This is a genomic window from Pseudomonas carassii (assembly GCF_036324045.1).
Lineage (GTDB): Bacteria > Pseudomonadota > Gammaproteobacteria > Pseudomonadales > Pseudomonadaceae > Aquipseudomonas > Aquipseudomonas peradeniyensis.
The window spans coordinates 36,705-60,919 of the sequence record NZ_JAZDCT010000019.1 but is presented as its reverse complement, the minus strand read 5'-3'; the positions used below and the strand labels follow the sequence as shown (position 1 = coordinate 60,919).

General features: G+C 67.0%; 21 protein-coding genes. 18 read left to right on the top strand and 3 right to left on the bottom strand.

The window, feature by feature from the left end; translation table 11 throughout:
• Positions 1 to 94: 94 nt before the first annotated feature.
• A complete protein-coding gene (locus tag V0R62_RS15495) occupies positions 95 to 2,341 on the top strand; it encodes a TonB-dependent receptor (protein WP_330104374.1) in 2,247 nt (748 codons plus the stop codon).
• A 2-nt stretch (positions 2,342 to 2,343) separates the two neighbouring features.
• Here the strand turns inward: V0R62_RS15495 and V0R62_RS15490 are convergent, their stop codons facing one another.
• Positions 2,344 to 4,053, bottom strand: coding sequence for a sulfatase-like hydrolase/transferase (locus tag V0R62_RS15490; RefSeq protein ID WP_330104373.1), 1,710 nt, complete (start codon positions 4,051 to 4,053; stop codon positions 2,344 to 2,346).
• A gap of 384 nt (positions 4,054 to 4,437) precedes the next feature.
• Here V0R62_RS15490 and V0R62_RS15485 point away from each other — a divergent pair, with 384 nt between their 5' ends.
• The 17 genes from V0R62_RS15485 (at position 4,438) to V0R62_RS15405 (ending at position 22,836) form a co-directional block, all read left to right on the top strand.
• A complete protein-coding gene (locus V0R62_RS15485; protein WP_330104372.1) occupies positions 4,438 to 5,787 on the top strand; it encodes a UDP-glucose dehydrogenase family protein in 1,350 nt (449 codons plus the stop codon).
• Positions 5,784 to 6,848: an NAD-dependent epimerase gene (locus V0R62_RS15480; protein WP_330104371.1), complete on the top strand. Its 1,065-nt coding sequence runs from the start codon at positions 5,784 to 5,786 to the stop codon at positions 6,846 to 6,848. The genes V0R62_RS15485 and V0R62_RS15480 overlap by 4 nt, the downstream gene beginning before the upstream one ends.
• Positions 6,845 to 7,591, top strand: a complete 747-nt coding sequence (locus V0R62_RS15475) for a sugar transferase (RefSeq protein WP_050705463.1) — start codon at positions 6,845 to 6,847, stop codon at positions 7,589 to 7,591. The genes V0R62_RS15480 and V0R62_RS15475 overlap by 4 nt, the downstream gene beginning before the upstream one ends.
• Position 7,592: 1 nt before the next feature.
• Positions 7,593 to 8,240 carry a CpsD/CapB family tyrosine-protein kinase gene (locus tag V0R62_RS15470; protein WP_050705462.1) on the top strand — a complete coding sequence of 216 codons (648 nt, stop codon included), beginning with the start codon at positions 7,593 to 7,595 and terminating at the stop codon, positions 8,238 to 8,240.
• Between the two features lie 22 nt (positions 8,241 to 8,262).
• Entirely contained in the window at positions 8,263 to 9,282 is a 1,020-nt protein-coding gene (locus V0R62_RS15465) for a polysaccharide biosynthesis/export family protein (RefSeq protein WP_330104370.1), read from the top strand.
• A 14-nt stretch (positions 9,283 to 9,296) separates the two neighbouring features.
• The gene (locus V0R62_RS15460) at positions 9,297 to 10,871 is read left to right on the top strand and encodes a GumC family protein (RefSeq protein WP_330104369.1); all 1,575 of its coding nucleotides are present in this window, start codon (positions 9,297 to 9,299) and stop codon (positions 10,869 to 10,871) included.
• A complete protein-coding gene (locus V0R62_RS15455; RefSeq protein WP_330104368.1) occupies positions 10,868 to 12,100 on the top strand; it encodes a glycosyltransferase family 4 protein in 1,233 nt (410 codons plus the stop codon). The genes V0R62_RS15460 and V0R62_RS15455 overlap by 4 nt, the downstream gene beginning before the upstream one ends.
• Positions 12,097 to 13,467 carry an O-antigen ligase family protein gene (locus V0R62_RS15450; protein ID WP_330104367.1) on the top strand — a complete coding sequence of 457 codons (1,371 nt, stop codon included), beginning with the start codon at positions 12,097 to 12,099 and terminating at the stop codon, positions 13,465 to 13,467. Before V0R62_RS15455 ends, V0R62_RS15450 begins: the two co-directional genes overlap by 4 nt.
• Positions 13,464 to 14,429 carry a glycosyltransferase gene (locus V0R62_RS15445; RefSeq protein ID WP_203646314.1) on the top strand — a complete coding sequence of 322 codons (966 nt, stop codon included), beginning with the start codon at positions 13,464 to 13,466 and terminating at the stop codon, positions 14,427 to 14,429. Before V0R62_RS15450 ends, V0R62_RS15445 begins: the two co-directional genes overlap by 4 nt.
• The gene (locus V0R62_RS15440; protein ID WP_330104366.1) at positions 14,422 to 15,558 is read left to right on the top strand and encodes a glycosyltransferase family 2 protein; all 1,137 of its coding nucleotides are present in this window, start codon (positions 14,422 to 14,424) and stop codon (positions 15,556 to 15,558) included. The genes V0R62_RS15445 and V0R62_RS15440 overlap by 8 nt, the downstream gene beginning before the upstream one ends.
• Positions 15,559 to 15,567: 9 nt before the next feature.
• Complete coding sequence (locus V0R62_RS15435) at positions 15,568 to 16,575, top strand: polysaccharide deacetylase family protein (protein ID WP_330104365.1); 1,008 nt, start codon at positions 15,568 to 15,570, stop codon at positions 16,573 to 16,575.
• Positions 16,575 to 17,879 (top strand): oligosaccharide flippase family protein, encoded by a 1,305-nt coding sequence (locus tag V0R62_RS15430; RefSeq protein WP_330104364.1) that lies wholly within the window; start codon positions 16,575 to 16,577, stop codon positions 17,877 to 17,879. The genes V0R62_RS15435 and V0R62_RS15430 overlap by 1 nt, the downstream gene beginning before the upstream one ends.
• Positions 17,876 to 19,786 carry a hypothetical protein gene (locus tag V0R62_RS15425; protein ID WP_330104363.1) on the top strand — a complete coding sequence of 637 codons (1,911 nt, stop codon included), beginning with the start codon at positions 17,876 to 17,878 and terminating at the stop codon, positions 19,784 to 19,786. Before V0R62_RS15430 ends, V0R62_RS15425 begins: the two co-directional genes overlap by 4 nt.
• Before the next feature lie 34 nt (positions 19,787 to 19,820).
• Positions 19,821 to 20,510 carry a GNAT family N-acetyltransferase gene (locus V0R62_RS15420; protein WP_330104362.1) on the top strand — a complete coding sequence of 230 codons (690 nt, stop codon included), beginning with the start codon at positions 19,821 to 19,823 and terminating at the stop codon, positions 20,508 to 20,510.
• A 4-nt stretch (positions 20,511 to 20,514) separates the two neighbouring features.
• The gene (locus tag V0R62_RS15415; protein ID WP_330104361.1) at positions 20,515 to 21,687 is read left to right on the top strand and encodes a GNAT family N-acetyltransferase; all 1,173 of its coding nucleotides are present in this window, start codon (positions 20,515 to 20,517) and stop codon (positions 21,685 to 21,687) included.
• Positions 21,659 to 22,438 (top strand): ChbG/HpnK family deacetylase, encoded by a 780-nt coding sequence (locus V0R62_RS15410; protein ID WP_330104360.1) that lies wholly within the window; start codon positions 21,659 to 21,661, stop codon positions 22,436 to 22,438. Before V0R62_RS15415 ends, V0R62_RS15410 begins: the two co-directional genes overlap by 29 nt.
• 110 nt (positions 22,439 to 22,548) lie before the next feature.
• A complete protein-coding gene (locus V0R62_RS15405) occupies positions 22,549 to 22,836 on the top strand; it encodes a hypothetical protein (protein ID WP_330104359.1) in 288 nt (95 codons plus the stop codon).
• Between the two features lie 2 nt (positions 22,837 to 22,838).
• On the opposite strand, the gene V0R62_RS15400 is transcribed toward V0R62_RS15405, so the two are convergent.
• Together V0R62_RS15400 and V0R62_RS15395 are read right to left on the bottom strand one after the other, a co-directional pair.
• Positions 22,839 to 23,099 carry a DUF1652 domain-containing protein gene (locus V0R62_RS15400; RefSeq protein WP_330104358.1) on the bottom strand — a complete coding sequence of 87 codons (261 nt, stop codon included), beginning with the start codon at positions 23,097 to 23,099 and terminating at the stop codon, positions 22,839 to 22,841.
• A gap of 207 nt (positions 23,100 to 23,306) precedes the next feature.
• A complete protein-coding gene (locus V0R62_RS15395) occupies positions 23,307 to 24,212 on the bottom strand; it encodes a LysR family transcriptional regulator (RefSeq protein WP_186714387.1) in 906 nt (301 codons plus the stop codon).
• Positions 24,213 to 24,215 lie beyond the last annotated feature (3 nt).

The window sequence follows — 24,215 nt, the reverse complement described above, 5'->3', positions numbered from 1 at the left end:
ATGGATGTTAATGATTTGCATTGAGGTTTTCCCGCCGTGGTTCGGAAAGCCTAGTGAATGCCTTCACTCACTTGCGAATCGAAAGGAATCCAGCATGTCGCAACAGCGTGTCAGCCCGGCGCAGCAGCCGGCTGTGCCCCACTTCGACCTCAATCGCACCTTCACCGCCGTGCACATGGCCTTGTTGCTCGGCCTGGGCGGCGCGTCCATGAGCGTGACCGCGGCGCAGACCGTGGAACGCGCCGAGGAAGTGGAAAAATCCCGCCAAGGCCAGCCCAGCGGCAGCCTCGAGCTGACCGAAACCCGGGTTGAAGGCGACCTCGACGCCCCGAGTGCCTTGCCCCCCGCCTACGCTGGCGGCCAGGTGGCCTCGGGCGGCCGGGTCGGCTTGCTGGGCAACAAGGACTTCATGGAGACGCCGTTCAGCACCATCAGCTACACCGACCAGTACATCCAGGACACCCAGGCGCAAACCGTCACCGACGTGATCGCCGCGACCGACCCCGCAGTCTTCAGCAACGGCCTGAAGGGTACCTACAGCGAGAACTACTCGATCCGCGGTTTCAACTCCAACATCAGCGATGTGAGCTTTGCTGGCCTGTACGGCATGGCGCCCTACTACCGGATCTCGCCCGAGATGTACGAGCGCATCGAAGTGCTCAAGGGCCCATCGGCACTGCTCAACGGCATGCCGCCGGGCGGCTCGGTGGCCGGCAGCATCAACCTGGTGCCCAAGCGTGCGGGCGCCGAACCTTTGACGCGGATCACCACCACCTACATGTCCGACGCACAGTTCGGCGGGCACCTCGACGTCGGCCGTCGCTTCGGCGAGCAGCAGCAGTTCGGCGTGCGCTTCAACAGTGTCTATCGCGACGGCGACACCGCGACCGACTATCAGCGCATGAAGGCCGAGCTCAATGCCCTGGGCCTCGACTGGCGCGGCGAGCGAGCGCGCCTGTCCGCCGACCTGTACGAAAGCGAGGACCGGGTAAGAGGCCAGAACCGCGGCATCGGCCTGGCCGAAGGCGTGCCCGTACCCAGGCCGCCGAAGTCCGAGACCTTGCTCAACCCGGACTGGGGCTTCGTCCAGACCCGCGACAAGGGCGTGATCGTGCGCGGCGAGTATGACCTCAACGACAACCTCATGGCCTATGCCACGGCCGGCACCAGCAAGACCGACTATGCCTACAGTGGCACCATGCTCGCCGAGGTGCTCAACACCGCCGGGGACCTGGAGACGCGCATGGGCCAGTTGAAGATCGACCTGGAGAAGACCTCGGGTGAAGCCGGCCTGCGCGGCCATTTCGACACCTTCGGCGTGGGCCATCAGTGGTCGCTCAATGCCACGCACTATTCGGACAAGCAGCGTGACTACGGTCGACGCAACGTTCCGGGGGCCGAGTGGATCAACAACATCTACCACCCGGTCTGGGGGCCGGAGGCCGCCAGGAGCTACCCGGCCATCTCACATACCGAGTCGCGCCTGAGCAGCTACGGCCTGGCCGACACCCTGTCGTTCCTCGACGAGCGCCTGCAACTCACCTTGGGCGTACGTCGTCAGCAGGTGCTGACTGACAGTTTCAACGTCAGCACCGGCGCCCACATCACGCGCTACAACGAAAGCGCCACGACCCCGGCCGTGGCCGTGCTGGTCAAGCTCACCGACGAAGTGTCGCTGTACGCCAACTACATCGAAGGCCTGAGCAAGGGCGCCATTGCCCCTATTACCGCGCCCAACGCCGGCGAAGTGTTCGCCCCCTACAAGTCCAAGCAGAAGGAAGTCGGCATCAAGCTCGACCTGGGTGACTTCGCCCACACCCTGAGCCTGTACCAGATCAAACGCCCCAGCAGCTTCACTGACCCGGTAACCGAGGCGTTCTCCTTCGGCGGCGAACAACGCAACCGCGGGCTCGAGTGGAGCTTCTTCGGCACCCCGCTGACCGATGTGCGCCTGATGGGCGGCGTGGCCCGCCTCGATCCCAAGGTGACCAAGGCCGAGAATCCCGCCGACGAAGGCAAGACCGCCACCGGGCAGCCGAAACTGCAGGGCAAGCTGGGCGTGGAATGGGACACCCCGCTGCTCGATGGCCTGACCCTGACCGCCAACGCCACCGCCGTGTCGAAGCAGTACATCAGCGACGACAACAGCCAGTCGATTCCGGGCTACACGATCTACGATGTCGGCGCCCGCTACCGCCTGCAGGTGGCCAACCACCCGGTGACCTTGCGCGGCACGGTCGAGAACGTGACCAACAAGGCTTATTGGGGCATGCCTCTGCTCACCAGCCTGGGGCTGGGTGCGCCGCGTACCGTGCAGGTGTCCGCCAGCATCGATTTCTGACCTCAGTCCGCCTTGCCCACCGGCATCGGTTGCCCCGCCAGGACACTGGCGGGCGTGACCACCTGCCCCAGGTCGATATGGCGGAAGTCCGGCTTGGCCCCCAGCCGCGCATTGAAGCGCACGTTGAAGGTGAACGGGTCGTCGGTCGGCATGTCCAGCGAACGGCCGTAGAGCGCGCTCACGGCCGTGCCGTCATAGCCCATCAGCTTGAGCAGCGTGGGGAACAGGTTGTAATGGCTGGAGGCGTTGCGGTTGGCCTGCAGATGGGCCTGCCAGTCCAGCGTGCGCAGGCCCTCGCCCTGGATCACCACCAATGGCACCAGGCCTTCTTCGGGCACCGGATCGCTGTCGCAATGGGTGTTCAGGCCAGGGTTGCCGCGCTCATGCAGGTCCTGGCCATGGTCGGAGGTATAGAGCACCACGGCCTGGCTGAGATCACCCTCGGCGAACAGCCGGCGGAAGAATTCGCCGACATTCCACAGCACGGTGTTCTGGTAGGCATTGCGGTACAGCACCCAGTCCTGGAGCCGGCCATCGAAGCCGTCGCGGGTTCCGGTGTCGGCGATATCGACGTAACGCCCCCGTGGCAAGGCCGGCTGGTACTTGAGGAAGTCGTCCGGGTACTTGTCGTGCACCGGGAAGTGGGCGCCGACCTTGTTCACCACGATCAGCTGGGGCCTGCCATCCTTGAGCAACGCTACCAGCCGCTCCAGCGCCGCCATGTCGCGCTGCACCACGGGAGTGTCGTCGAACTGGATGAACTGGTCGATATCGCGCTTCTCGGTCTCGGTCATCAGGTTCTGCAGGTTGCCACCCGTGCGCTGGCCATCGATATACACCGTTCCCAGGCCCGCGCGCTTGGCGTACTGCCAGATCGACGGCTGGGTCGAGTTGATCCGTAAGTAATCGCTGCGGGTGCCGCCATAACGCAGGGTGACATTGGTGTCGGCGCTGCAGTTGGCGATGGACGCGGCATAGCCGAAGTTGACGATGGACACGCCGGACTGGGCCTGCGCCAGGTGGCTGGTGACCCCGGCCGGGGTGTTCAGGTCCAGGTAGTTGCCCGAGATGCTCTCGTCGATCAGCAGCACGATATCCCGCGCCATCGCCGGCCCCGACTGGGCCAGGGTCACCGGCTGGCGCGGCCCCACATGGTCGTGCAGGGTCTCGTAGCCGAACAGGCTCAGGTAGGCCAGCGGCGTGTACATCACCGGCAGCCCACGGGCGCCCTCGCCGGCGCGCACGAACAGGATGGCGATCAGCACCAGCAGCCCCAGCACCGGCGCCACGGGCGGCAACAACCTTGGCAGCCATGGGGTCGGCCCCGGTCGCAGGCCAAGGCCCAGCAGCAATAGCAGCGCCCGCGCTGCGGCCAGGGTAATGGCGTAGTGATATTGCTGCAGGGCCTCCTGGACAAAGCCGCCGGCATAGACCATGGACACGAATGCGCTATAGGTCAGATAGGAGTCGGTGATGCGGTTATAAGCGTCGAGGAAGACCGCGCTGACCGTGAATGCCAGCGCCAGCAACCAGCGCAGCCATCCCGGGCGGGTCAAGGCGGTCAGCAGCAGGGCCACAACCAATACCGCGAACACGCCCAGGTACAGCACCAGTGGCAGGCCAATACCCAGCGCTTCTATGCGCTCGCGGTAATAGGCATGAAAGCTGGCCAGATAGACGAGCAACAGCAAAAGCTTGATCCATCCGCGCATGTTTCGGCCACTCCGGTCATGGAAATCTTCTCAAACCGTAGCAGTTGTGAAACAAACCACAACGCAAAAAAGTCAAAATTCCGACGACATACCGACACCGTAATCTGGCACCTGCCGCAAGTCGTTGTTGATTCTCCCTATCGTCTACAACCCGCTTATTCCGGTGCATCCAACCGTTCATCGGTTCGTCAAACGGCCAATTGCCACTAGCTATGCGCGCTAACACACGGATTGGAAACGGGTTGGTGGCAGATCGCCCGTTTCGCCAGTGGCTGTAAATTCGACGAAACATGCCATTGCTTTGACGCAAATCCACCGGACTGAGCTATACCCAATTCACATCACTGTTTCATCTCCCTTACTCATCCATACGAGGCACCGCGCATGGACGTGAGCGTTTTTGGCACCGGTTATGTCGGACTGGTTCAGGCAGCAGCCCTGGCGGATGTAGGTCATCGGGTCCTGTGCGTGGATGTCGATACCCACAAGATCAACCAGTTGCGCCAAGGTGTGCCGCCGATCAGCGAGCCGGGGCTGTCGGACCTGCTCGAGGACAACATCAAGGAAGGCCGCCTACTGTTCAGCACCCAGGCCAGCGATGCGGTCAGCCACGCCGAGCTGATCTTCATTGCCGTCGGCACGCCGCCCGACGAGGACGGCTCGGCCGACCTCAGCCATGTGCTCAACGTCACCCGGCAGATCGCCGCGCTGATGGAGACCGACCATACCCTGATCATCAAGTCCACCGTGCCGGTGGGCACCGCCGACCAGGTCATGGCCCTGGCCCGCGACGAACTGCAGCGCCTGGGCAAGGGCCAGTTGCAGGTGCGCGTGGTGTCCAACCCCGAGTTTCTCAAGGAAGGCAGCGCCCTGGCCGATTGCATGCGCCCGGACCGGATCATCGTCGGCACCCTCGACGAAGTCGCCCATGACCAGCTGGCCGAACTGTACGCGCCGTTCTGCCGCAACCACGAAAAGCTGATGTTCATGGACAACCGCAGCGCCGAGCTGACCAAGTACGCCGCCAACGCCATGCTCGCCACCCGCATCAGCTTCATGAACGAACTGGCCAACCTCAGCGAGCACCTGGGCGCCGACATCGAAGCGGTGCGCCGCGGCATCGGCTCCGACCCGCGCATCGGTTACCACTTCATTTACCCGGGCTGCGGTTTCGGCGGTTCGTGCTTCCCCAAGGACATCAAGGCCCTGCTGCATACCGCCGCCCACAGCGGCATGCCGTTGCGCCTGCTGCAAAGTGTCGACGAGGTCAACAACCAGCAGCGGCGCATCCTCTTCGCCAAGCTCAAGCAGCGCCTGGCGGGCCTGGCCGGCAAGTCCATCGCCCTGTGGGGACTGGCCTTCAAGCCCAACACCGACGACATGCGCGAAGCCCCCAGCCGCTATCTTATGGAGGCCCTGTGGGCCGAAGGCGCCACCGTGCGCGCCTACGACCCCGAAGCCATGGACGAGTGCCGGCGCCTGTACGGCTACCGTGACGACCTGCAACTGTGCGCCACCCGCGACGACACCCTGCAGGACGCCGATGCCCTGGTGATCTGCACCGAGTGGAAGAACTTCCGCGTGGTCGACTTCTCGATGCTCGCCAGCAAGCTGCGCGAGCGGGTGATCGTCGACGGGCGCAACCTGTACAACCCCGAGCAGGTTGCCGCCCACGGCCTGCACTACAGCGGCATCGGCCTGCGTCAGGTCACCCCGCAGGCAGACGCGCCATGAAGGTGCTGGTCACCGGCGCGGCCGGTTTCATCGGTGCCCACACCTGCCGCCAGCTGTTGCTCGAGGGGCACCAGGTGGTGGGCCTGGACAACTTCAACGACTACTACGAGCCGGCGCTCAAGCACGCCCGCGTGCACTGGGTACGGCAGACGGTCGGCGACTTCCCGCTGCACTGCCTGGACCTGGGCGACCGCGACGGCATGGCCCGGCTGTTCGCCAGCGAGCGCCCGGAGGTGGTGGTGCACCTGGCGGCCCAGGCCGGCGTGCGCTACTCGCTGCAGAACCCGCAGGCCTACCTGGACAGCAACCTGGCCGGTTTTCTCAACATTCTCGAAGGTTGCCGCCGCCACCCGGTCAAGCACCTGCTGTACGCCTCCTCAAGCTCCGTGTATGGCGCCAACCAGCAGACGCCCTATCGGGTGCAAGACCCGGTGAACCACCCGCTGTCGCTGTATGCCGCCACCAAGAAGGCCAACGAGGCCATGGCCCACAGCTACAGCCACCTTTATGGCATCCCCTGCAGCGGCCTGCGCTTCTTTACCGTGTATGGCCCCTGGGGTCGCCCGGACATGTCGCCGATGCAGTTCGCCAAGGCGATCAGCGAAGGTCGGCCGATCCAGCTGTTCAACCATGGCCGCCACCAGCGCGACTTCACCTACATCGACGACATCGTCGAAAGCCTGGTGCGGCTGATCCCCCTGCCCCCGGTCGCCGACCCACAGTGGGACGCGTTCGACCCGGACCCGGCCAGCAGCCACGCGCCCTGGCGCCTGTACAACATCGGCGGGCAGCGCCCGGTGGAGCTGCTCGACTACCTGGCCCTGCTGGAAAAACACCTGCAGCGCAACGCGGTGATCGAACTGCTGCCGCTGCAGCCGGGCGATGTGCTGGCCACCTGCGCCGACGCCAGCGCCCTGGCCAGGGTCACCGGCTTCACCCCACAAATAGGCCTTGATGAAGGGCTCGGGCGCTTCGTCGCCTGGTTCAAGAGCTACCACTTGCCCGCCGCCAGCGAAGCGGCGCCCACGGGCGAGCAGCCAGATCAGCGGAGGGCGGTATGACAGGACAACCCAAGAGCGCGCAACTGCAGGCGCTGTACCAGGACAAACGCATGGACCCGGCACACCGGCAGCGCATCGATGCCGCCATCCACATGCAGGGTCGCGGTTGGATGACCGGCCGTGCCGGGGGCCGCCCATGGACGCTGTCGCGCACCAATCGCGTGCTGTCGTGCCTGGCCGCGCTGACCCTGCTGCTGCTGCTGTCGCCGGTGTTCCTGGTGCTGGCGCTGCTGATCAAGCTGTCCAGCAAGGGCCCAGTGTTCTTCGTGCAGAAGCGCACCGGCTACCGGGGCCGCGCCTTCGGCATGTACAAGTTCCGCACCATGGTGGCCAACGCCGAGGCGCTCAAGGACTCGCTACGTCACCTGAACAAGCACGGCGCCGAATCCATCGATTTCAAGATCGACAAGGACCCGCGCATCACCTCGATAGGCGGCTGGCTGCGGCGCAGCAGCCTGGACGAGCTGCCCAACCTGATCAACGTGGTCACTGGCGACATGCGTCTGGTCGGACCGCGCCCCACCTCGTTCAACGCCTACCGCTACCACGACAACCACCTGGCGCGGCTCTCGATCTACCCGGGCATGACCGGCCTGTGGCAGATCTCCGGACGCAGCAATATCGACTTCGACCAACGCGTAGAGCTGGACCTGAGCTACATCAACGAACAGAGCCTGATGCTGGACCTGAAGATCCTGCTCAAGACCCCGTTCAAAGTCTTCACTGGCCACGGAGCAAGCTGAGATGGACGGTTCATCCTCAAGAAGTCTGACGATCGCTACCCCAAGCGAGACCAACCTGACCTCCACCGTGCTCGACCTCGACCAGCGCACCCTGCTGCTGACCGCGGCCAACACCGGCAGCGGCACCAGTACCAGCGCCCTGGCCTTTGCCAGCCAGCTGGCATTGATGAGCGCGGGCAACGTGCTGCTGATCGACGCCAGCCTCAGCCCCGGCGGCCTCAGCCAGCAGCTGGGCCTGGGCAAGCTGCGCGGCTACAGCGACCTGCTGTTCAACCAGGACACTCCGCCGCTGGCCCAGGACTGCATCGTGCGTCTGTCCGACCAACCGTTCGACGTGCTGCCGGTGGGCACCTGGAAACGCGGCCGCGACCGCCTTGACCACGAGCAGTTGCGCGTGCTGCTGCACCAGCTGAGCAACCAGTACCGCTTCGTGGTGATCGACGGCGAAGCCATCTATGCCAGCGCCGACAGCCTGGTGATCGGCACCCTGGTCGACGGCGTGATCCTGGTGGTGTGCGCCGAGGAGACCCGCTGGGAAGTCGCCCAGGCCGCCAGCCAGCGCCTGACCCAGGCCGGCGCGCGACTGATCGGCAGCGTGTTCAACAAGCGCAAGTACTACATGCCCAAGTGGCTGTACGAAAATCTCTGAGAGGCCGCACAGGATGAACGCCATGAGATATCCATCGATTGCCCTGTGCGTGCTGGCCCTGGCCGGCTGCGCCAGCCAGGAAGACCGCCAGATGCCGGTGCAGATCCTCACCGCGCCACCGGCCGAAAGCCAGGCCACCGAAGTCGCCCGCCGCGAGCAGGTACTGCGCCCGCAGGACGTGCTGGAGGTGATCTTCCACGTCAGCAACCGTTCGGCCGGGGTCTACCGCATCCAGTCCGGTGACACCCTGGACCTGAACTTCATGGCCGCCAGCGGCCTGAACGGCAACCAGCTGGTGCAGCCCGACGGCAGCATCACCCTGCCCAGCACCAACGCCGCGGTGCGCGTCGAAGGCATGACCCCCGGCGAGGCCGAGAGCGCCATCCGCCAGGCCTACCAGGACAAGCGGGTGTTCAAGCCCAACCGTGACCAGGTCACCGTGCGGGTGATCAGCCCGATGACCGACGAGGTCAACCTGAAGAACGCCCTCAACCACCCCGGCACCGGCATGAGCCGCGACATCACCGTGGGCAACGACGGCCGCGCCACTTTCCCGGAAATAGGCTCGGTGCCGCTGCAGGGCATGACCGTCAACCAGCTGCGCGACTACCTCAACGAGCGCTACGCCACCCTGCCCGGGCGCATGAGCGTGGACGTGCTGCTCAAGTCCACTGCCGCCAACGAGATCTACGTGCTCGGCGAAGTCGGCCAACCCGGCGCCTTCCAGATCCGCCGCCCGGTATCGGTGCTCGAGGCCCTGACCCTGGCCCGTGGCCCGACCCTGAAGGCCAAGCTCGGTTCGGTGGTGATCATGCGCCGTGAAGGCAACACCGTCCACGCGGTCAACTACGACGTCGACCAGGCGCTGTCCGGTGGCAGCCAGAAGCTCGCCTACCTGCAGCCCGAGGACATGCTCTACGTGCCCAAGACCAAGCTGGCCAGCGCCGCCGAGCTGTCCCGGCAACTGGCCGACGTGGTGCTGTTCCAGGGCTTCGGTTTCAGCTTCAGCTACCGCGTCGACAACAAAGAAAGCGACGACTGACCGGGGGAAGGACCATGACCACGCAACCCAAAGAAAACTATGTACATGAGTTCTTCCGCATCTTCTTCGCCAACCGCCAACTGGTGAAACGGGTGTTCCTGGTGTTCGCGGTGATCGCCGTGCTGTTGCCGCTGGTGCTCAAGCAGAGCTTCGACATCACCGCCGAAGTCATCGTGCAGTCCAAGAAACTCTCGCAGAGCGACACCACCTCGGCGCTCAGCCAGCAGGCCGACCAGTTCATCCCGCCGTCGCTGGCCGACATGGAGACCGAGAGCAACATCCTGCGCTCGCCAACCCTGATCCGCCAGACCATCGGCGAGCTGCGCAAGGAAGGCCACTACCCGGACGAGCCCGGTCTGCTGCGCCGTACCGTGCTCGACCCGGTACGCCACGCGGTGTTCGAGCCGCTGCACCGGCTGTTCGGCAACACCGTGGCCGATGACCGCGACACCCAGCTGGACACCCTCACCGATCAGGCGGTCAAGGACCTCAAGGTCGAGACCCTGCCCGGCTCCAACGTGATCTCCATCACCTACAGCGCCGACGATCCGAAGCTGGGCACGCTGTTCGTCAGCCGTCTGCTGGAGAACTTCCTGGCCAACCGCCAGGACCTGCAGTCCAACGAGCTGCCCGAGGCGTTCTACGAGCAGAAGAAACTGCACTACCAGGCCCGCCTGGGCGACCTGGAAAGCCAGCGCCTGGGGCTGCTGACCGCCATCGGCTCGTCGGACCCCAAGGAAGAGATCACCTTCCGCCTCAATGCCATCAACACCGAGGAGCAGGCGCTCAACCTGCAGCGTGACCGCCAGCTGCAGAACCAGAAGTGGCTCGACTACCTGCAGAGCAGCCTGGCCGCGGCCAGCAAGGCGAGGATGGCCGACTACGCGTTCCCCTACACCTTCACCACCACGGTCGACAACGTCGCCTTCGAGGACCGCGAGATCAAGCAGCTCGGCGAGCAGCTGACCACCCAGCTGGCCCGCTACAACGGCGACGCCACGGTGTTCCAGCCGGGTTCCGACCAGATGGTCATGGCCCGCCAGCAGATCGCCCAGTTGCGCGCGCAGTTCCTCAAGATCGTCGAGAACCGCATCCGTGAGCGCCAGCAGGACCTGGCCGTGACCCAGCAGGTGATCGAGCAGAAGACCCAGCGCATCGCCGACTACAGCAAGCGCATCCTCCAGCTGCGCGAGACCCAGAGCAAGACCCGTCAGCTGGACACCGAGATCGATGCCCTGCACAAGGCCTTCTCCACCTATGCCCAGCGTTACGAGGAAAGCCGCGGCCAGGGCCTGCTCGACGGCAGCCAGTCCAACGCGCGGATCCTCAGCGCCCCCTACGAACCCACCGCGGCGAGCTTCCCGAAACCTGGCCTGATCATTCCGTTCGGCCTGGTCACCGGCCTGCTGCTGGCGATCGCCGTGGTCTACGTCAGGGAGTTCTTCGACCACCGCTTCAAGCATCCGGCGCAGATCAGCCACGAGCTGGGCCTGCCGGTGCTGCTGGTGATCAACGACCAGGCCCCGGCGCTGCCCAACCCGCACAAGAGCTGGTCGCTGCCACGCCTGTGGCACTGGGTGCGCAATTGAACGCCGCGCTGCACGCCGGCCGGCCGATCCTGCACCTGCTCGGCAGTGGCGGGTTCTACGGCGCCGAGCGCATGCTCCTGGACCACTGCCAGGCCACCCCCGGCCAGCATCGGGTGCTGTTCCTCGATGCCCCGGCGGAACTGGTGGCGCGCTTTCGCGAGGCCGGTGTCGAATGCGACACCTGCCATGGGCTGGGGGCGGTGCTCAAGGTACTCGGCGCGCAGCGCGGCCAGCGTCCGTTGATCAACAGCCACAACTTCAAGGGCCAGCTGTTCGGCTGGATCGGCGCCACCCTGTGGCGCCTGCCGATGGTCAGCACCCAGCATGGCTTCACCCCGCGCAGCCGCAAGCAGCGCTTCTACACCTGGCTGAGCCTGCAGCTGTGCCGCACGCCGACGGTGGACACGGTGGTATGCGTGGCCGAGAGCATCGCCCGTATCCACCGCGATGCCGGCGTGTCCGAGGCCAAGTTGCGGGTGATACCCAACGGGCTGCCCGAGGCCCAAACGGCTGATGAGGATCATGTAGGAGCGGCCTTGCGCCGCGATGGGCCGCAAAGCGGCCCCAAGGCCTCCCACGCCGATAAGTCAGGCACATCGGATTACTCCGCAGCGGCGGCCGCTTCGCGCCCGATCGCGGCACAAGGCCGCTCCTACAGGGATTGCGATCATGACAAGGCCCCCTGGCTCGCCGCCTACGTCGGCCGCCTGTCCAGCGAAAAAGGTCCCGACCTGTTCCTCGACACCCTGATCCCGGTGTGCCAGCGCCACCCACAGGTCCACGCCGTGATGCTCGGCGAAGGCCCCGAGCGCGACACCCTGCAGGCCCGCATCGACGCCGCCGGTCTCACCGCGCGCATCACCCTGCCGGGCTTCCAGCGCGACATGCGCGGCTGGATGAAGCGCCTGGACGCCCTGGTCATCAGCTCGCGCACCGAAGGCACGCCGATGATCCTGCTCGAGGCCATGCAGGACGGCGTGCCGGTGGTGGCCTTCGGCGTCGGCGGCATCCCCGACGTCATCGAGCATGGCCGCAACGGCCTGCTGGCCGCGCCCCTGGCCAGCGCCGAGCTGGGCGGGCACCTCGAGGCCCTGCTGCAGGATCCTGCACAAGCCGCCGAACTGGTCGCCGGCGCCCGCCGCACGCAACGCGAACGCTACCACCTGCCGACCCTGGCACAACGCTGGGCCCTGGTGTATCGGGGCACGGCCGAGGAGGTTGTCGCATGATCATTCCCCTGTCGCTGGTGGCCCTGGTGGCCCTGCTGAGCCTGGGGCTGCTGGCCAGCCCCTACCCGTTCCTGGCCCCCGGCGGCGTGATCGGCCTGGCCGGCGTGCTGGTGCTGTACCGCAAGCCGGCCTGGGGCCTGCTGGCGATCGCCACCCTGGTGCCGCTGGAGGGGCTGCTCAAGGACGGCCTGGTGTCCGGTGCCAAGCTGGTGGGCATCGGCCTGGTGCTGATCCTCAGCCTGCAACTGGCGGTGCGCCAGTTGCCCGGCGAGCGCCTGCGCAGCAACCAGTGGCGCCTGCTGCTGCCGTTCATGGCCCTGTACCTGCTGAGCCTGTGGGCCAGCGACGACCTGGCGCTGTCGAGCGGCCACCTGCGCGAGTTGCTGGTGGGCCTGGTGGTGTTCGTCATCACCCTGCTGGTCGGCCGCGATCTCAACCTGCCGATGCTGGCCCGGCTGATCACCGTCAGCGTGTGCGTCACCTGCCTGTTCGCGATCTTCTCCACCAAGTACCAGGAGCAGGGCCGCGCCTCGGCCATGCTCGACCCCAACGCCTTCGCCCTGCTGATCACCATCGCCATGCCGCTGGGGCTGTGGCTGGCGATCAAGGCCCGGCAGATCCCGACCAAGCTGTTCTGGGCCGGCTGCTGCCTGTTGCTGCTGGTGGGCATGACCAAGACCGAATCGCGCTCGGGGCTGGTGGTGTTGCTGATCAGCCTGGGCATCGTGCTGTACAACTATCGCGAACAGCTGACGCGCATCCGCCCGCGCCACCTGGGCTTCGCCATGCTTGGCCTGGCCATCGTCCTGCCCCTGGGCGTGGCGCTGATGCCGGCGGGCTACGCCGAACGCATCCAGTCGCTGATGCTGCTCAAGTCCGGGGTCAACGCGCACCAGGATGAATCACTGGGCCGACGCGCCTCCTACCTGGTGGTGGGCAAGGAGATGATCAGCCACAGCCCGCTGCTCGGCACCGGCCCCGGCACCTTCCCGCTTCACTACGCTGACACTGGCTTCTCCAAGGCCTTCGCCCCGGTCAACAGCAAGACCACCGACCTCTACCGCCGCGCCCACAACACCTACCTGGAGCTGTTCAGCGAGGTTGGCCTGCCAGCGGGCCTGCTGTTCGTCGGCATGATCGCCCTGGCCCTGCGCAACTTCTGGCGGGCCCGCGCCATCTTCCGCGCGGCCGGCGATGCGGACCGCGCCGACCTGATGACCCACCTGACCATGAGCATGCTGGCCATCGGCCTGTTCCTGATGTTCCTCAGCGCCCCCAGCCACAAGTACCTGTGGCTGATGCTGGCGCTGTCCAGCGTGCTGCTGGGCCAGGCCCGTGAACAACAGCCAGTGGAGGTGGCCCGATGAGCCGGGTGAGCATCGTCATCCCGATGTTCAACGAGGCCCGCCATATCGGCCGCACCCTGGACGCCGCCCGGCGCTCGGCCAGCGCGGCGGGCCTGGCCTGCGAGCTGATCGTGGTCGACAACGGCTCCAGCGACGACGGCCCACGTATCGCCCGCGAACACGGCGCCCAGGTGCTGACCCTGCCCGGGGTGGCCATCGGCGCCCTGCGCAACGCCGGCGTGGCCGCCAGCCACGGCGAATGGCTGGCCTTCCTCGACGCCGACATCGAGGTGCCCGAGCACTGGCTGGACCTGCTGCTGGACCTGCAGCGCCGCGGCGAAGGTGATGTCTTCGCCCTCGACTGCGACACCCCGCGCCACGCCCCGTGGTTCGCCCAGGCCTGGCAACGGCGCACCCTGCGCACCGGCCAGACGGTTCAGGACTGCACCTGGCTGCCCACCCCCAACCTGCTGATGCGCCGCAGCTGGTTCGAGCAGGTCGGCGGTTTCGACGAGCGCCTGCGTACCGGCGAGGACAAGGACTTCACCCTGCGCCTGCATGAGTCCGGCGCCCGCCTGCGCGTGCTGCGCCAGCCCGCGGTGCTGCACTGGGGCTATGAGGCCAACTGGCGCGAATGGCTGGGCAAGGAGATGTGGCGCCAAGGCAGCCACCTGCAGTTGCTACGCAGCCATGGCGTCAGCCTGCGCCTGCTACGCTTCCCGCTGCTCTCGGTGGGGGCCTGGGTGCTGGACGCCATGGCCCTGTCGGCCCTGCTCGATGGTTTCCCCCATGTGGCGCTGTTCTTCCTGCTGGTCAGCGCCCTGCCCGCGCTGTTCCTGAGCCTGCGCCAGAGCCGCCGGCACCGTGACCCGCTGCTCACCCTGCAACTCTGGGGCCTGCACTGGCTGCGCCTGCACCTGGCCGGCGCGGCGTTCATCCTCAGCCTGTTCAACCGCACCGCAAGGAGGCCCGCCCGTGGCTGAGTTCATCTTCTGGCTATGCCTGCTGCTGCCGCTGTACGCCTGGGTCGGCTATCCCCTGCTGCTGACCCTGGCCGCGCCGTTCTTTGCCCGTCGCACGCATTCGCCCTTGCCGGCGCAGCGGGTGAGCGTGGTGATCGCCGCGCACAACGAAGAGCGGCATATCGAAGCCAAGCTCGCCAGCGTGCTCGGCCAGGACTACCCGGCCGCCGAGCTGCAGGTGGTGGTGGCCAGCGACGGCTCCAGCGACCGCACCGTGGCGCTGGCCCGTGCCCTGGGAGACCCGCGGGTGCAAGTGCTGGACCTGCCGCGCCTGGGCAAGGCCGGGGCGCTGAACAGTGCCGTGCAGGTGTGCACGGGCGACCTGCTGGTGTTCACCGACGCCGACAACCAGTGGTCGGCCGACACCCTCGGGCTGCTGCTGGCACCGTTCGCCGACGCGCAGGTTGGCGGCACCGCCGGGCACATGATCATCCCCGACCCGGGCAAGGGCCTGAGCATCGGCGACAGCCTGTACCGGCACTACGAAGCCTGGGTGCGCAAGGTGGAGAACCGCACCGGCTGCATGGTCTCGGCCGACGGCGCCCTTCTGGCCCTGCGCCGGGCGCTGTACCAACCGATTCCCAAGCAGGTCAATGACGATTTCTTCATCAGCACCTGCGCCCCGGCTGCAGGGCTGCGTATCGTCTACGTGCCCGAGGCGGTGGTGCTGGACCAGGGCGTGGACGAGGCCGACAAGCAGTTCCGCCGCCGCCAACGGGTCACCGTCGGTGGCCTGCTGAGCCTGGCCGCCCGCCGCGAGCTGCTCAATCCGGCACGCCACGGCCTGTACGCCATCGCCCTGATCAGCCACAAGCTGATCCGCCGCCTGGCCCCGGTGCTGCTGCTGCCATTGTTGCTGGCCAACCTGTGGCTGGCCATCGAACCCGGTTTCTACCGCCTGACCCTGGCCCTGCAATTGTTCGGCTACGCCGCCGCCATCGCCGGCCTGCTCGACGCCCGCCGCCGCCTGCCGCGCCCGTTCCGCCTGGCCGCCTTCGTGCTGGTCACCCTCGCCGGCATGAGCGTGGGCCTGTGGCAGTTCCTGCGCGGGCACAGCTACAGCCAATGGAACCCCGACCAGAATCGATGAGCGACGGACATGCCGATCAAGACCCACATCAAGCAGGCCAGTGGCTGGTTCTATTTCAAGTCGCCGCGCGGGCGCGCCGAGCTGCGCGGCGCCGGGGTGATCCTCATGCTGCACCGGGTACTGGCCGATGACGCCAGCGCCGCCCTGCCCCATCGCAACGAACTGTGCGTCGGCCCCCGGGCCTTCGAAGGGCTGCTGCGCTGGCTGCCCCGGCATTTCGACTGCGTCAGCCTCATGGACCTGCTCAAGAGCCACGAGGAGCCCCGCAGCGATACCCGCCCCAAGGTGGCCCTGACCTTCGACGACGGCTGGCGCGACAATGCCGTCAACGCCTTCCCGCTGCTGCAGCGCCACCAGGTGCCAGCGAGCATCTTCCTGTCCACCGACTTCATCGGCAGCCGCCAGCGCTTCTGGTGGGAAAGCGTCGGCGAGACCTTGTGGGGTACCCACGGCGAGGAGGCCCGCCGGCAACTGATCGAGCGCCTGCGCAAGCTCGGCCGACCATTGCCTGCGGCCTACTTCATGCACGAGCACAGCAAAGCCCGCAGCCTGGTGCTGGCGCGCTACCTGCAGACCCTCAAGAGCCTCAGTCCCCAAGCCCTGCATGTGCTGACCGACGCCTGCCCGCCGGAGTCGCTGCCCCAGGCCATGGACTGGCAGCAGGTGCGCGCCCTGGAGGACTCCGGCCTGGTGCGCTTCGGCCCCCATGGCGCCAGTCATGCCCTGCTGCCGTACCTGGACGACCACCGCCTCAACGAGGAGCTGCAACGCAGCCACGCCGCACTCAACGCCGGCTGCCGCGAACCGCTGCCGGTGTATTGCTACCCCAACGGCGACCACGACGAGCGCGTGCGCGCGCGGGTCGCCGCGCACCGCTACCCCTACGCCCTGAGCACCCGCCCGGGCATCTGCCAGGGCCACGACGACCCGCTGGCGCTGCCGCGCATCGGCGTCAGCCAGCGCAATGCCAGCCGGCCCTCGTTGCTGGCCTGGCGCATCAGCCGCGGAGAACGCTGATGAACCGCAACAGCTACCTGCGCCACCTGGCGCTGAGCATGGGCACCAAGCTTGCGATGATCGCCCTGCGCCTGCTGCGCAACGTGCTGCTGGCGCGCATCCTCGGGCCCAGCGAACGCGGCCTGTTCGCCCTGCTCAGCACCCTGCCCGACCTGATCAGCGCCGCCACCAGTGGCGGCCTGAACAGCGCGGTCGGCTACCAGGCGGCCAAGCAGCGCGACATGGGCCTGCTGCTGACCCAGGTGCTGGTCTACGGTTGCCTGCTGGCCGGGCTGCTGACCCTGGTCTGCGTGTTCCTGGTGCGCGAGTTCGGCACCGACCTGGAAATTACCGTGCAGCTGGGCCTGCTGGCCTGGCTGTTGCTACTGGCGGTGCCGATGACCGTGCTCAAGAGCGGCCTGCTAACCCTGCACAACGCCAGCGGCGGCGTCGGCGCATTCAACGCCCTGCGCCTGACCGAGTCGCTGGCACCGCTGCTGCTGTTCCTCGGATTGTTCTGGATGTGGCGCGACGAGGCCCTCGAGGCCGCGCTGATCAGCTGGCTGTGCGGCATCGCCCTGGTGCTGGCGCTGGGTCTGTGGTGGCTGCGCCGCCAGCACCCGCTGGCCTTGCGCTGGGATCGCGGCGGCCAGCGCGAGCTGCTGAGCTACAGCGCCAAGAGCCACCCCGACCTATTGTTCCAGCAGGTGATCCTGCGCTCGGACTACCTGTTCATCGGCGCCATGCTCGGCAGCACCGCCCTGGGCCACTACGCCATGGCCAGCGCCGCCGCCGAACTGCTGCTGATCGTCCCCGAGGCGGTGACCACCCCGCTGATGAAACGCCTGCTGCAGCAGGACGCCGGCATGGAGCGGCTGACACCCCTGGCCCTGCGCCTGACCGCCACGGTGATGCTCGGCGCCTGCCTGAGCATGGCGCTGATCGGCCAGTGGCTGATCGTCACCCTGTTCGGCGCCGACTACGCGCCGGCCTATCCGGCGCTGCTGGCCTTGCTGCCGGGCCTGTTCGGCCTGTGCTACGCCAGCATCCTGCGCCTGGACCTGCTGGGCAAGAACCGCCCCGGCACGGTGTCGCTGCTGATGGGCGCGGGCGCCGCGCTGAACCTGGTGCTCAACGTCTTGCTGATCCCCGCCTGGGGCATCGTCGGCGCGGCGGCGGCCTCGTCCATCGCCTACCTGGCGGTCACCCTGGCCATGCTGGTGCTGTATTGCCGCCTCAGCGGCGTGCCGCTGGGCCAGACCCTGATCATCCTGCCCGCCGACCTGGCGCCGCTGCGCCAGATGCTGCAACGGAGGGCGGCATGAAAGCCCTGCTGCTGTGCACCACGCTGTTGGCGCAGACGGCGCTCGCCGCGCCCGTGCAATGGGGCGAGATCCGCGATGGCAGCCTGTACCTGCTGCCGGCCCGCGCCGACGAGCTGCGCATCCAGTGGCGCCCGGCCTGGCAGGCCGACGCCAACCCGGAGCGCCTGTACCTGCTGGACGGCCAGGGCCGGCTGGCCGGCGAGCGGCGCATCGAGGCCGCGCAGGTGCGCGGCGAGCAGCGCTGGCCCCTGGCATCGGGTGGCGGCACTTATCGCCTGGAAGTACCCGGCTACAGCTTCCGCGACTACCGTATCCAGCACGATGCCAGCACCCGTGCGCTGTTCGCGCCGGCCAAGGTGCACTTCAGCGCCGAGGTCGGGCCGGGCGTCGAGCTGTACTTCCGGGTCAAGGCCGGCGAACGGGCGGTGTTGGCCGGCAAGCACCACGGCGGCGTCCACGGGCTGTTCGCCGAACGCCTCGGTGATGGTCGCCGCGTGCAATTGCCGCTCAAGCCCTACCGCGCCTACTGGCGCTTCGACCAGCTGCCGCTGCCGGTCAGCAGCCGTGACGAGACCTGGCGCCTGGGCCTGCAGGGCAGCGGCAAGGCGGCGTTCTGGCTCGACGGCAGCGCCAACCTGTTCGCCCAGCGTGCTGACGACCTGGGCGACCTGCCCCAGCAGCCGGGCCAGGTGCGCCTGGCCCTGGGCAGCAAAGTACTCGGCCCCACGCCAAGGCTAGGTGTGGCCCTGCCCTACGTGTTGCCGCCGGCCTCGAGCTTTGCCGCCCTAGATGCCCTGCGGCCCCAGGCCGCCGGTTTCTACAGCTTCGTCGACGTGCTGCAACGCCAACCCGACTTCGAGAACGCCTGGCGCAAGCTCTACCAGGAACGTTTCGGCATCCTCCAGGACATCACCCTGCTGGCCGGCAGCGCCCGGGTCGCCGACCTGCGCAGCGACCGCACCAGCAGCGATGGCCTTGACGCCTGGCTCGAGGCGACCAAGGCCCTGGGCGGCAAAGGCACCCACTACCTGGCCTTTGCCGACGAGCCCAACCTCAACTACCGCGACTACGCCAGCTACCGCGACTTCTTCCAGGCCATGGCCAGGCGCGTGCGCGAGTACCCCGGCGCCCGCGAGGCCGGCGTGCGCATCGCCATGCCGGCCTCCTCGCGCCTGCTCGGCGGGCCCTTCACCGACGACGGCAAGCAACGCCGAGGCATCGACTGGGCACGGCGCCTGCTCGCCGAACAGGGCGCGCAGATCGACGCCCTGGCCTGGCACGAGTGGATGGTCCGTGACCTGCTCGCCACCCGCAGCTACCGTGACAGCGTGCGTCAGGCCGCCGACCTGGTGGGCCTGGACGACCAGGGCCGGCCACGCAAGGCATTGCTGCTGGACCAGACCAACCTGTCCAGCGGCTCGAGCCTCAGCCCCTACGAACAGAACACCCACTACGCCGGCCTGTGGTGGACCTCGGTGGTGATCAACGCCGCCGGTGACGGCCTGCTCGACATGCTCAACTGGTTCCATGTCGCCGACGAGCCCGAGTGGCCCAAGGGCATGCTGCGCGATACCGGCGACCAGCGCTACGAACTCAAGCCGGTGGGCCTGGCCCAGCAGTTCATCCAGCGCCACTGGCTCGACCAGGTGCTGGCCCTGGACAACGACGCCTTCGAGGTCGACGCCCTGGCCATGGCCCGCCAGCGCCAGCGCAGCCTGCTGGGGGTGAACAAGGCCGAGCGCTTGCAACAGGTGGCGCTGACCCTGGGCGACTGCCCCGCCGGCCAGCTCGAATTGTTCGGCCCCGACAACCAGAGCCGCCGCGTCAGCTTCAGCTGCGCCGATGGCCAGGTCCGTTTTCAACTGCCAGGGCAGACCGTGTTCGCCCTGACCTGGAGCGCGTCATGAGACGCACCTCGATCAGCCATGCCCAGGAGGCACCATGACTGCATTCACCAAGATCCAGGACCGTATCAAGCGCAAGGGACTGCGTGACACCCTCGGTAGCGCCTTCCGGCACTACGTCTTCTATCATTGGGAACTGCTGTGGATGGAGCGCGACCTGGTCAGCCCGGTGCCGCCGCACCGGCTCAAGCCTTACGGCAGCCTGCGCGTCGAGAGCATCAGCGTGCACAACGTGCAGGCCTTCGCCCGCCACTTCGGCGACCGCGTCGAGACCATGCGCGAGCTGGCCGCCGAGGGCCATACCGGGCTGATGTTCCTCGACGACGACAACGACGCCGTGGCGTTCATCTGGGGCAGCAGCCGCCACTACCACGACCGTCACTACTACGGCTGCTGGTTCCCGGTCGGCCCGGGCGAGTTCTTCGAGTTCGGTGGCGAGCTGATCCGCAAGTACTGGGGCACCGAACTGTCGGTGGACCTGCAGCTGGAGTTGTGGAAGGCCATGGCCGCCCAAGGCTGCACCAAGGTGGTGGACGTGTGCGAGCAGCACAACATCCCGGCGCTCAAACTGCACCTGCGCATGGGCTATCAGGAGCAAGGACGGATCATGAACGTGTACTGCCTGTTCGGCCGCTGGAGGTTCTACCGCGAGAGCCGCTACACCACCTCGCGCCTGGAACCGCTGCGCAAGCCGGAGGTCCCGGCCTCCTCGGCCTCGGCGGGCTGAACCTATGACCCTGCAGCTCAGCTGGTGCGCCTCGCTGCGCAGCGACGATTTCCCCGCCGCCGACTACGAGGCGCTGCGCCGGCGCCTGCCCGGCAGCACGCCGTTCAACCACCTCGGCTGGCTACGCGCCGCCGAGGCCGCCCTGCTGCCCGGCCAGCGGCTCGGCGTGCTGCTCGGCTACCAAGACGAGCGCCTGTGCCTGTGCCTGCCCCTGGTCCGCGCCAGGGAGCCCTTCGGCCCGATGTTCGCCTCGGTAGTGCGCCACCTGGGCTATCCGCTGAGCGATCGCATCGCCCTGCTCATCGACCTGCCGGCGCTCTATGCCGACCAGGTCCTGCAGGCCATCCGCAAGCACCTGCCCCATGCCCTGCTGCAACTGAGCGAGGTGCCGGACAGCGCCGAGCAGGAAGGCTGGCTGCGCCAGTGGGCCGGCGCCAGTTCAACCTGGCAGCAGCGCCTGACCTGTCGCGTGCCGGTGCACCGCATCAACGAACAGGATCGCCAGGAGGTCAGCGGCGACCCGCGCTACAAGTTGCGCCGCGCGCGCAAACGGATCAACGCCTGCGGCGCCAGTGTGCGCCGGGTCATCGCCACTACTGAGAACATGGACGAGTTGCTCGACGCCATCAGCGCCGTCGAGGCCGTGAGCTGGAAAGGCGACGACGAGGTCGGCATCTTCTCCGGTCCCCAGCGCCGCCAGTGGATGTACCAGGCCTTCACCGCGCTGGCCGGCGAAGGCCTGGTGTGCCTGGTGCTGCTGGAGCTGGACGGGCGCTGCATCAGCTACCGCCTGGGCCTGTTGGAGCGCGGCCGGGTCTACGACTACAACCTCGCCTTCGTACCGGAACACCGTGACCTGGGCAGCGGCCGCGTGCTGCTGGAGGAGTGGATCCACTGGGGCCTGGATGCGGACTGGAAATGGATCGACGCCTCGCGGGTCAGCCTGGACAACTCCAGCCACCAGTTGCACGAACGCATGACCGGCCAACTCGAACAGTGGCGCCTGAGCAGCTACAGCTGGCGCCCCGACGGCGTGCTGCTGGGCCTGGCGCTGCGCTGCTGGCAATGGCTCAAGCCGCGCCTGCGCAGACGTTCGCCGCGCAACGAAGCCGATGTTGTCGCCCCCACCCCGCCACAGGAGCGCCCGGATGCCATCCCAGGTCATAGTCAACGCTGATGATTTCGGCCTCAGCGCCCACACCAACGCGGTCATCCTGCACGCCTTCCAGGCCGGGCTGATCAGCTCGGCCACGGCCATGGCCAACATGCCGGCCTTCGCCGCCGCCTGCGCACTGGCCCAGCAACCGGCGCTCAAGGGGCGTATCGGGCTGCACTTCAACCTCACCTACGGCCGCCCGCTGAGCCAGGCGATCCTTGCCGAGCCGCGCTTCTGCACGCCCCACGGCGAGTTCGACCTGCGCCTGAAGCAACGCACCCTGCGCCTGTCACGCCGCGAGCGTGCCGCGGTCGAAGCGGAGCTGGAGGCCCAGTGGAAACACTGCCTGGACCACGGCCTGATGCCCAGCCACCTGGATTCGCACCAGCACGTGCACAACATCTGGCCGGTAGGCACCGTCGTCGCCCGCTTCGCCCGCGCCCAGGGCGTGCCGGTGCGCCTGGCGCGCAACCTGGGGCACAACATCGGGCCGGCCAAGCGCACGTTCAAGACCCTGCTCAACTGGCGCCTGCGCCAGCTCGCCGGGAGCTCCGCCGACTTCGTCTGCACCCCGGCCGACCTCAAGGCCGGCCTGGCCCCCGAGCATGGCGTGCTGGAACTGGTAGCCCATCCCAGCGCGCTGGGCGGGCATGACTTCGGCGATGCCTACCTGGCCAGCGGCGAGTCGCTGCTGGCGCTGGTCGAACAGCGCCTGGGGCAGGTGCCCCGGGTAGGTTATGCGAGCCTGGGTATGCAGGAGGGAATGGGTTGATGGCCATTCCTGCAGGCATACAGGAGAAGGCACAGTCTGAAATAATTTGAACGTCTTGCCCTTTTAAGCTTCCAACGTTCGAGGTATGCCTCTTTCGTCGGAAAGCCACCATGAAGATGCCCTGCCGCGCCCCCTGCGTCTGTCTGGAACTGGACTTCGTCCGCGACACCCTGTTCGGCCGGGTGGCCCAGCGCGTCGAGTGCCAGGTGCAGCTGGCGGCCCTCAGCCTGCAGGGGCGTCCGGCACTGCGCCTGCACATCGAGCCACCACTGCCGGGCAAGGTCGAGAAAGCCCACAGCGTTGCCTTCGCCTGGGAGGGACGCAACTATCGCGGGGTGGTCCGCGAGCACGTCAGGTGCGGTGACGGTGGCATCAACCTGCTGCTCGAGCTTTTATGACCTCAGGCGCTGACCTTGCGCACAGTGGCCGGGGCATTGCGCTGCGCCTTGACCCTTGCCACCAAACCCAATAGATCATGGCAGCTGTTGAGCTCGGCTATCGGCACGCCGGTCACGGTCAGGCAGTCGTCCAGGCTCTCGCCCTGACCTAGCCGAATGGTCAGGTGTTCGCCGTCCGGGCAGCTCACCTCGCAGCGGTCAGGCAGGCAGGCCTGTTCGATCATCTGCCGCATCTCAAGCATCGAAACGCCAATCAACGACATGGTAAGACCCTCTCTGTACTGGATGGCCTGTTGGGTGTGGTACGCCCTCGACTGGCGTGTCGCCAATTGATATTGCCCATGCCCGGGCGCAGGTCCATTCGCCCAGGCAATGACAACGTCGAAGTGCCTTTAGCACCTTAGTGGAAGAAACCGCCGGCATGGGATTGTTCGATCAATGCGGCCATCTCGGCGACGGGTGGTCGGGGCTTAAAAGCGTGCCAGTTCCTCGCGACAGAACTCGACGAACAATTGCGCCGGTTTGGTCAGCTGCACTCGCTTGAGGTGCGCCGCCGCCAGACCGGACAGCGCCACCGGCTCGGTGATGTCGAGGGTCACCAGACGCTGCCCGTCGTAGGTAAATTCCGAATGCGGCCGGGTTACCAGCAGCGAGAAGCCGAAGCCCTGCCCCACCATGCCCCGGACCATCTCGATCGACGGCGAACTGAAGACGATGTTCGGCGTCAGCCCCAGCTCGTTGAACAGGCTGACGAAGTAGGTGCGGCTCGGCGCCACGTCGAGCAGGATCATTGGCTCCGGGCACAGGTCGCGCAGCGACACCTGGGTTTGCCCGGCGAAACGGTGCTTCTCCGGCAGCAGCACATAGGGTTTCTGCGCCGGCATCAACGGCTCGGTCTCGATGGTGCCGTCCAGGTCATGATCGTAGAGGAACGCCAGGTCGAAGGTGCCCGCCGTCAGGCCCTGGATCAGGTCCTGCTGTTCGCCATCGCGCAGGCGGATGTCCACCCCCGGGTAACGCTGGCGAAAACCGGCGATCAGTCGCGGCAGGTAAAGTGGCGCCACGGTCTCGAAGCAGCCGATGTCGATCTGCCCGGCCACCGTGTCGTTGTCGGCCAGGGCGTTCTGCTCGAACTCATGGGCCATCTGCAGCAAGGCTCGGGTCTTGGCGTAGAAGCGCTTGCCGCTGGGCGTCAGCGACACGCCCTGGGCGTGATGACGGATGAACAGCTGCACGCCGAAGCTCTCTTCCAGGCTCTTGATCGCGGTGGAGATCGACGGCTGGGCGATGTACAGCTGTCGCGAGGCCTCGGCGACGCTGCCGGCCTCCACGGTGGTGACGAAGTACTTGAGTTGGCGCAAGGTGTAGGAAGCCACGGT